We start from the raw sequence: 1,475 nt of genomic DNA, 5'->3' as shown, positions 1-1,475 counted from the left end.
CGGGGCGGAGCCCCGCTCTTTCTCCATCTCCCTCGTCGCACCTTCCAGCCAGCCCCGATGACGCTTCTCTGATCCGCCCGCTGTTTCCGCGGGCTATTCCCGGGCGCGCATCCGGAGGATACCCGCGCCACAGGCTGACAGGGCCTTTGCCTGGTGCTATGTTGCGGCAACAAACCGGATTGCGCGAATGCCCGGTGCCTCCCGCCGCGAGGGGGCGCAGGCACCTGAGTGGGGGAACAGATGGCAGCCAGAGTCCTGTTCGTGGACGACGACCAGCAGATCCTCAATACCTTCCGCCTGACCCTGCGCAGGCACTTCGACGTGCGCACCGCCCTGGGGCCGGAGGAGGCTCTGCGCATGGTGGCCGAGGAAGGCCCCTTCGCGGTGGTGGTCTCCGACTTCAAGATGCCGCGCATGAACGGCATCAAGCTGCTCTCGCTCATCGGCGAGGGCTCGCCCAACACGGTGCGCGTGATGCTCACCGGCTACGCCGACGTGGATTCGGCCATCGCGGCAATCAACGAGGGGCACGTCTTCCGCTTCCTGACCAAGCCCTGCTCCACCGAACTCCTGATACGGACGCTGGAAGCCTGCGTGGAGCAGCACAGGCTGGTGACCGCCGAGAAGGAGCTGCTGCGCGGCACGTTGCGCGGCTCCATCAAGATCCTCACGGAGATACTCTCACTGGTGAACCCGGAGGCCTTCGGCCGGGCCGAGCGCATCAAGCGCACCGTCACCGACACCGTGGAGGAGTTGGGCCTGGGCGCGGCCTGGAAGTACGAGCTGGCGGCGATGCTCTCGCAGATCGGCTGCGTGTCCGTCCCGGAGGACATCCTGCACCGCAAGTACGCGGGCGAAAAGTTGAGCGCGGAGGAACAGCAGATCTACGACATGCGCATAAGCATTGCCGTGAGCCTGCTGTCGAACATACCGCGCATGGATGAGGTGAGCCAGATCATCGCCTGCCAGAGCCGCGGGCTCTGTCCGGAGCAATCCCCCCCGCTTGGGGCCAGGCTGCTCAAGCTGGCACAGGATTTCGACGACCTGCTCCAGCGCGGCCTGACCCGCGACGCGGCGGCGGCGGAACTTTCCAAGGGGAGGCAGGGTTACGGGGAAGAGGTGTTCCTGGCTTTCGAGCGCACCGTGCTGCGCCAGGAGGGGTACGAACTGCTCCAGGTGCCTCTCTCCGGGCTGGCGCCGGGCATGATCCTCGCTCAGGACGCGCGCACGCCGGAGGGCGTGCTGGTGCTGGCCAAGGGCCTGGAGTTGAGCGGGTACATGCTGGGGAGGCTGACGAGCCTTTCCAGAACGCGGGCCATCCAGGAGCCCGTGAACGTATTGGTGCCCCGGCGCGGCGCGGAATAAGGGCCGGGGCCGGAATGCGGAAAAGCCGGGGGCGGGGGGCCCCGGGGGCCCCCCCCCCGCGGTTGCGGGGGGTGGGGGGGGGGCCCGGGCCGGGGGGGGGGGGGCGCCCC

Annotated in this window: 1 protein-coding gene; it reads left to right on the top strand. The window is 68.4% G+C overall.

Translation table 11 applies throughout. The features are described from left to right. The first annotated feature begins 240 nt into the window (after positions 1-240). Entirely contained in the window at positions 241-1,365 is a 1,125-nt protein-coding gene (locus MLE27_RS14180; protein WP_243312744.1) for an HD domain-containing phosphohydrolase, read from the top strand. The last annotated feature ends 110 nt before the right edge of the window (positions 1,366-1,475 follow it).

Origin of the sequence: Fundidesulfovibrio agrisoli, from assembly GCF_022808715.1 — a bacterium.
GTDB lineage: Bacteria > Desulfobacterota > Desulfovibrionia > Desulfovibrionales > Desulfovibrionaceae > Fundidesulfovibrio > Fundidesulfovibrio agrisoli.
The sequence above is the reverse complement of the archived record's forward strand: the minus strand, read 5'-3'. Positions and strand labels throughout refer to the sequence as shown.

Coding starts and splice junctions, on each gene's coding strand:
- MLE27_RS14180 (WP_243312744.1), top strand. CDS start 241: ATGGCAGCCAGAGTCCTGTTCGTGGACGACGACCAGCAGATCCTCAAT.